The 6767-nt window shown below is 72.1% G+C and carries 1 protein-coding gene; it reads right to left on the bottom strand.

What is annotated here, in order from left to right; all coding sequences use genetic code 11:
* Nucleotides 1-6767: non-ribosomal peptide synthetase (locus tag IE258_RS40170; protein ID WP_189750734.1), on the bottom strand; the 6767-nt coding region annotated here is incomplete at both ends.

Genomic DNA, 6767 nt, shown 5'->3' with positions numbered 1-6767 from the left:
CGCCGCCGAGGTCGAAGAACCCGTCGTCGACGCCCACTTCGGCCAGGCCCAGGACGTCCGCGAACAGCGCGCACAGCACCTTCTCCCGCTCGGTGCGCGGGCCGCGCCGCTCGGTGTCGGCACCGTAGTCGGGGGCGGGCAGCGCCCGCCGGTCGAGCTTGCCGTTCAGGGTGAGCGGCAGCTCGTCGAGCAGGACCACGGCAGACGGGACCATGTACTCGGGCAGGGTGCCCGCCACGTGCGCCCGCAACGCCTCGGGCTCGGCCCCGGCACCCGCGACCACGTAGGCCACGAGCCGCTTGTCGCCGGGCCGGTCCTCCCGCAGCACCACTGCCGCCTGGCTCACCTCGGGGCGGCCGGCGAGGACCGCCTCCACCTCGCCCGGTTCGATCCGGAAGCCCCGCAGCTTGACCTGGTCGTCGACCCGGCCCAGGAACTCCAGCCGCCCGTCGGCCAGCCAGCGTACGACGTCACCGGTGCGGTACATCCGCTCGCCGGCGCCCGCGAACGGGTCGGCCACGAAGCGCTGTGCCGTCAGCGCCGCGCGGCCGAGGTAGCCACGGGCCACACCGGTGCCCGCGATGTACAGCTCGCCGGGTACCCCCACGGGCACCGGCCGCAACCGCTCGTCGAGGGCGTACAGCCGGGTGTTCCACAGGGGCCTGCCGATCGGAACGACCGCCTCCGGTACCTCCGCCGGGTCGCGCAGCGGGTTCACCGCGGAGAACACCGTGGTCTCCGTGGGCCCGTACTCGTTGGCGACGACCGTGCCCGGGCAGGTCTCCAGGACCCGGCGGACGGCCGTGGGGGACACCACGTCGCCGCCGGCCCAGATCTCCCGCACTCCGCGGAAGCACTCGGGCCGCTCCTCGGCGAGCACCCGGAACAGACCGGCGCTGACGAACAGCCCCGTGACCCCGTGCCCGGAGATGGCGGCGGCGAGGTCGGCCGCGTCCAGCCGCCCGGCGGGGGCCACCACGACCGTGCCGCCCGTCAGCAGGGGCGTCCAGATCTCGAACGTCGAGGCGTCGAAGGCGTAGGGCGAGTGCATCAGCACCCGCTCGTGACGCCCACCGCGCCAGTAGCGGTCCGCCGCCAGGTGCACCACGTTGTGATGGGTGTTGGCCACGCCCTTGGGAGTACCGGTCGAGCCCGAGGTGTACATCACGTACACGAGCTGCTCGGCGTCCGTCGGCACCCCGGGGCCGGTGTCCGCCTCCCCGGACAGGTCCGTGCCGGGACCGACGTCGAGGACCGGCACGTCCACCGCGAAGGGCAGGTCACCCGGGCCGCGGTCGGTGAGCAGGGCCACGGCCCCGGTGTCCCGCAGGATGAACTCGGACCGGGACGCGGGCTGCTGCGGATCGATCGGCACGTACACACCGCCGGCCTTCAGCACGGCCAGGGTGGCGACGATCAGTTCCGCGGAGCGTTCCTGGAAGACCGCGACCCGGCTCTCCCTGCCGACGCCCCGGCCGAGCAGCCGGTGCGCCAGCCGGTTGGCCCGCGCGTTCAGCTCGCCGTAGCTGAGCCGCTCCTCACCGGCCACGACCGCGAGGGCTTCCGGTTCGGCGGCGGCGCGCTCCTCGAAGAGGACGTGGACCGCGGTGCGGTCCGCGTGCTGGACCGCGGTCTCGTTCCACTCGACGAGCATCCGCCGCCGCTCGTCCCGGCCGAGGATCTCCGTCTCGCCGATCCGGCGCCCCGGGTCGTCGGCGAGCGCGGTCAGCACGCGGACGAAGCGGTCGGCGACGTCCTGCGCGGTCCCGCGGTCGAAGAGGTCGGTGCTGTAGTCCAGCGCGCAGCTCAGACCCGCCGCCCGGTCCGGGCCCGCCGGACGCTCGGCGAGTTCGAAGGACAGGTCGAACTTCGCGGCGGGCGCACCGAGGGTCCGCCCGGAGACCGCGAGTCCGGCCAGCTCCGCGTGCGACGCGGCACGACCGGCGTTGTCGAAGCTGAGCATGGTCTGGAACAGCGGGTGCCGGGACAGCGAACGCTCCGGGTTGACGGCCTCCACCAGCCGCTCGAACGGCAGGTCCTGGTGCGCGTACGCCGCCAGGGACTCGGCGCGGACCCGGTCGACGAGCTCGGCGTACGTCGGGTCTCCCGAGGTGTCCGTGCGCAGCACCAGCGTGTTCACGAAGAAGCCGACCAGGTCGTCCAGGGCGTCGTCGGTGCGGCCGGCGATCGGGGTGCCCAGCGGGATGTCCGTGCCGGCCCCCAGCCGGGTCAGTAGTGCGGCCAGCCCCGCCTGCAGCACCATGAACAGGCTGGCCCCCTGTTCGCGGCCCACCCGGACGAGCCGCTCGTACACATCCTGCGGCAGGTCGAAGGCGATCCGGTCACCCCGGTACGAGGCCACCGCAGGCCTCGGGCGGTCGAACGGCAGCGACAGCTCCTCGGGCAGCCCGGACAGCGCCCGCTTCCAGTGGTCGAGCTGGCGCGCGGCCTCGCTGGCGGGGTCGTCCTCGGAGCCGAGGACGTTCCGCTGCCAGAGGCTGTAGTCGGCGTACTGGACGGGCAGCGGCGCCAGGTCGGGCGCCCGGCCCGCCGTGGTGCGCGCGGCGTACGCCGCCACCAGGTCCCGGATGAGAATGCCCCGCGACCAGGCGTCACTGGCTATGTGGTGGGTGAGCAGCAGCAGGGCCCAGCGGTCCGTGGACTCGCCCTCCCCGACCTCGAACAGGGTGGCACGGAGGGGGATCTCGGAGGCGAGGTCGAAGACGTACCCGGCGGCACGCCGCATCCGTGCGTCGACCTCCGCGTCCGAGGCGAGGTGCTCCACGGCCAGCGGCACCCGCGTCTGCTCCCGGCCCAGTACGACCTGGTGGGCGGCGCCGGAACCGTCCTCGACGACGACGGTCCGCAGGCTCTCGTGCCGGTCGACGACGTCCGCCAGCGCCAGCCGCAGCGCCTCCTGGTCCAGCTCTCCCGTCAGGTCGAGCGAGATCGGCACGTTGTACGCGTCGCTCGGCCCCTCGAGGTGCTGGAGGAACCACAGCCGCTGCTGGGCGTGGGAGAGCGGTACCCGGGCCGGTCTCGGCGCGGCGACCAGCCTGCCGCGAGCGGCGGCCGAGGAGTCCAGCACCCCGGCCAGCCGTGCCACCGTCGGCGCCTCGAAGAGCTGCCGGATGGCCAGTTCCGTGTCCAGGACGGTGCGGATGCGGCTGACGAGTTTGGTGGCGAGGAGGGAGTGGCCGCCGAGGGTGAAGAAGTCGTCGTCGATGGTGACGGCGTCGAGGCCGAGTACTTCGGCGAAGAGGGTGCACAGGAGCTCCTCGCGCGGGGTGCGGGGGGCTCGTCCGTTTTCGGTGTGGGTCGCGTAGTCGGGTGTGGGGAGGGCGCGGCGGTCGAGCTTGCCGTTGGGGGTGAGGGGGAAGGCGTCGAGGGTGATGTAGGCGGTGGGGAGCATGTAGTCGGGCAGGTGTGTGGCGAGGTGCTGGCGCAGGTCCGTGGTCGGGACGGGCTGGTGTGTGGTGGGGGTGAGGTAGGCGACGAGGCGCGGGTCCCCGGGGTGGTCTTCGCGGACGAGTACGGCGGCTTGGGCGACGTGGGGATGGGTGGTGAGCGCGGTCTCGATTTCGCCGAGTTCGATGCGGAAGCCGCGGAGCTTGATCTGGTCGTCGACGCGGGCGAGGTATTCGAGGTTGCCGTCAGGGGTCCACCGTGCGAGGTCGCCGGTGCGGTACATGCGGGTGCCGGCGGGGCCGTGGGGGTTGGCGGTGAAGCGTTCGGCGGTGAGGTCGGGGCGGTTGTGGTAGCCGCGGGCGACGCCGTGGCCGGCGATGTAGAGCTCGCCGGGGGTGCCGACGGGGACGGGTTGGAGGGTGTGGTCGAGGAGGTAGACCTGGGTGTTGGCGATGGGGTGGCCGATGTGTGGGTGGTGTGCGGTGTCGGGGGTGGCGGGCCAGTGGGCGGACCAGATGGTGGTTTCCGTGGGTCCGTAGAGATTGGTTACGGAGGTGGCGTGGTGGGTGAGGGCGGTGGCGAGGTCGGCGGGCAGTGCTTCGCCGCCGACGAGGACGTGCAGGGGGGCGAGGACGGTGGGGTCTTCGGCGAGCACGGCGCGCCACAGGCTGGGGGTGGCTTGCATGGTGGTGGCGCCGCTGGTGCGGATCAGGGAGCACAGGGCGGCGGGGTCTCGTACGGTGTCGCGTTCGGCGATCACGGTGGAGGCGCCGGTGAGCAGCGGCAGGAACAGTTCGAGTCCGGCGATGTCGAATCCGACGGTGGTGACGGCCAGCAGGCGGTCGTTGTCGCCGAGTGGGAACCGGCGCCGCATGGCCGTCAGGAAGTTCACGAGCGGGCCGTGCGGCACGACCACGCCCTTCGGGCGTCCCGTCGACCCCGACGTGTAGATCACATAGGCGGAGGCGCTCGGGTCGTGGATGCCGCGCAGCGGGCCGGGACCGGCCGGCGCGGACAGCTCCTCCTGGAGGCCCGGCTCGTCGAGGAGGACCCGAGGGACCTGTGTGGCGGCCGGCAGTACGGGGGTCAGGTCGCTGGTGGTGAGGAGCAGGACGGGGTTGGCGTCGTCCAGCATGTACGCCAGCCGTTCGGCCGGGTACTCGGTGTCCAGCGGGAGGTAGGCGGCGCCGGTCTTCCAGACCGCGAGGAGGGTGACGACGAGGTCGGTGGACCTGGGCAGGGCGACGGCGACGAAGCGTTCGGCGCCGGCTCCGTGCGCCGCCAGCACTCGGGCCAAACGGTCGGCGCGGTCGTTCAGTTCGCCGTAGGACAGGGAGTGGGCACCGGCGACCACGGCCTCGGCAGCCGGGTCCGAGGCCGCACGCTCCTCGAACAGTTCCACCGTCGAACGCCCCGGCACCTCACACGCCGTGTCGTTCCACTCGGAGAGGAGGGTGCGGGACTCGGCCTCGTCCAGCAACTCCGCCTCGTCGACGGGCTTGTGCGGGGTGTCGACCATGGCCCGCAGCAGGCGCAGGTAGCGAAGGCCCAGTGTCTGCACGGTCTCCCGGTCGAAGACGTCCTTGCTGTACTCCAGCACGCCCTGAAGCCCGGTGCCCGACCCCGCCTGCTCGGCGAACGCGAAGGAGAGGTCGAACTTGCCCACGCCGGTGTCGGCCGTCGCACGCGAGACCGACAGTCCGGGCAGCTTCGCGACCGCGCCCTCGACGGCGCCGGTGTCCGTGTTGTTGAAGGCCAGGAGCACCTGGAAGAGGGGGTGCCGGGCGAGTGAGCGTTCCGGGTTGACGGCCTCGACCAGCCGCTCGAACGGCAGGTCCTGATGCGCGTACGCCTCCAGCGTCTGGTTCCGGACGCGCTCGATGAGCGTGAGCGCCGAGGGACGTCCGGAGGTGTCCGTCCGGAGCACCAGCGTGTTGATGAACACGCCGATCAGGTCGTCGAGCGCTTCGTCGGTACGGCCCGCGACCGGGGTGCCGATGGGAATGTCCTCGCCGGCACCGAGCCGGGTCAGCAGGGCGGCGAGGGCCGCCTGGAGCACCATGAAGGGGCTCGCCTGCGTATCCCGCGCCAAGGCGGCGATTCCGTCGTACAGCTCTGCGGGGATTTCGAAGGGGATGCGGTCGCCGCGGTAGGTGGCGACGGCGGGGCGGGGGCGGTCGTAGGGGAGTTCGAGCTGGTCGGGGAGTCCGGTGAGGGTGTGGGTCCAGTAGTCGAGTTGGCGGGTGATCTCGCTGGTGGGGTCGTCCTCGGTGCCGAGGATGTCGCGCTGCCAGAGGCTGTAGTCGGCGTACTGGACCGGCAGCGGCGCCCACTCCGGTGCCGTGGAGCCGTGGACGCGGGCCGCGTAGGCGGCCGTGAGGTCGCGGGCCAGCGGAGCCCGGGACCAGGCGTCACTCACGATGTGGTGCAGGAGCAGCAGGAGTACGTGCTCGCCGTCACCGACCTCGAACAGCGTCACGCGGAAGGGCAGCTCGCCGGAGTCCGCGGAGAGGTCGAATCCACGCCGGGCCGCGTCCCGCAGACGCTCCTCCACCTCTTCCGGGCCGGTCTCGATCACCTGCAGGTCCGGACAGGCGTCCGCCGGCTCCCGGACGATCTGGTAGGCGCCGTCGGCGTCCTCGGCGAAGACGGTCCGCAGGCTCTCGTGCCGGGTCACTACGTCCGCGAGGGCGAGCCGCAGGGCCTCCCGGTCCAGGGCGCCGGTGAGCCGCAGGGCCACCGGGATGTTGTACGTGGCGCTGGGTCCCTCGAAGCGGTTGAGGAACCACAGCCGCTGCTGGGCGTACGAGAGCGGAATGCGTGCCGGACGCGGATCCACCGCGGTCACGGTGGGGCGGCTCGGTGCGGTGTCCTTGCCCAGGACAGCGGAGAGAGCGGCCACGGTGGGCGTCTCGAACAGCTGCCGGATGGGGAGTTCCGCGCCCAGGCTGGTCCGGATGCGGCTGACCAGCTTCGTTACCAGGAGGGAGTGTCCGCCGAGGTGGAAGAAGTCGTCGTCGATGGTGACCGAGTCGACGCCGAGTACTTCGGCGAAGAGGGTGCAGAGGGCTTCTTCGTGGGGGGTGCGGGGGGTTCTCCCGTTTTCGTTCTGGGGTCCGTATTGGGGTGTGGGGAGGGCGTTGCGGTCGAGTTTGCCGTTGGGGGTGAGGGGGAGTTCGTCGAGGGTGATGAAGTGGGAGGGGATCATGTAGGCGGGTAGGTGGGCTGCCGTGTGTGCGGCAAGGTCGTCGGTGTCGGTTTCGGTGTTGACGGTGTAGGCGGTGAGGCGTTGGTCGCCGGGTTGGTCTTCGCGGACGATGACGGCGGCTTGGGTGATGTGGGGGTGGGTCATGAGGACG

Origin of the sequence: Streptomyces tendae (assembly GCF_014650435.1) — a bacterium.
GTDB lineage: Bacteria > Actinomycetota > Actinomycetes > Streptomycetales > Streptomycetaceae > Streptomyces > Streptomyces tendae.
This window is presented reverse-complemented; position numbering and strand designations above follow the sequence as displayed.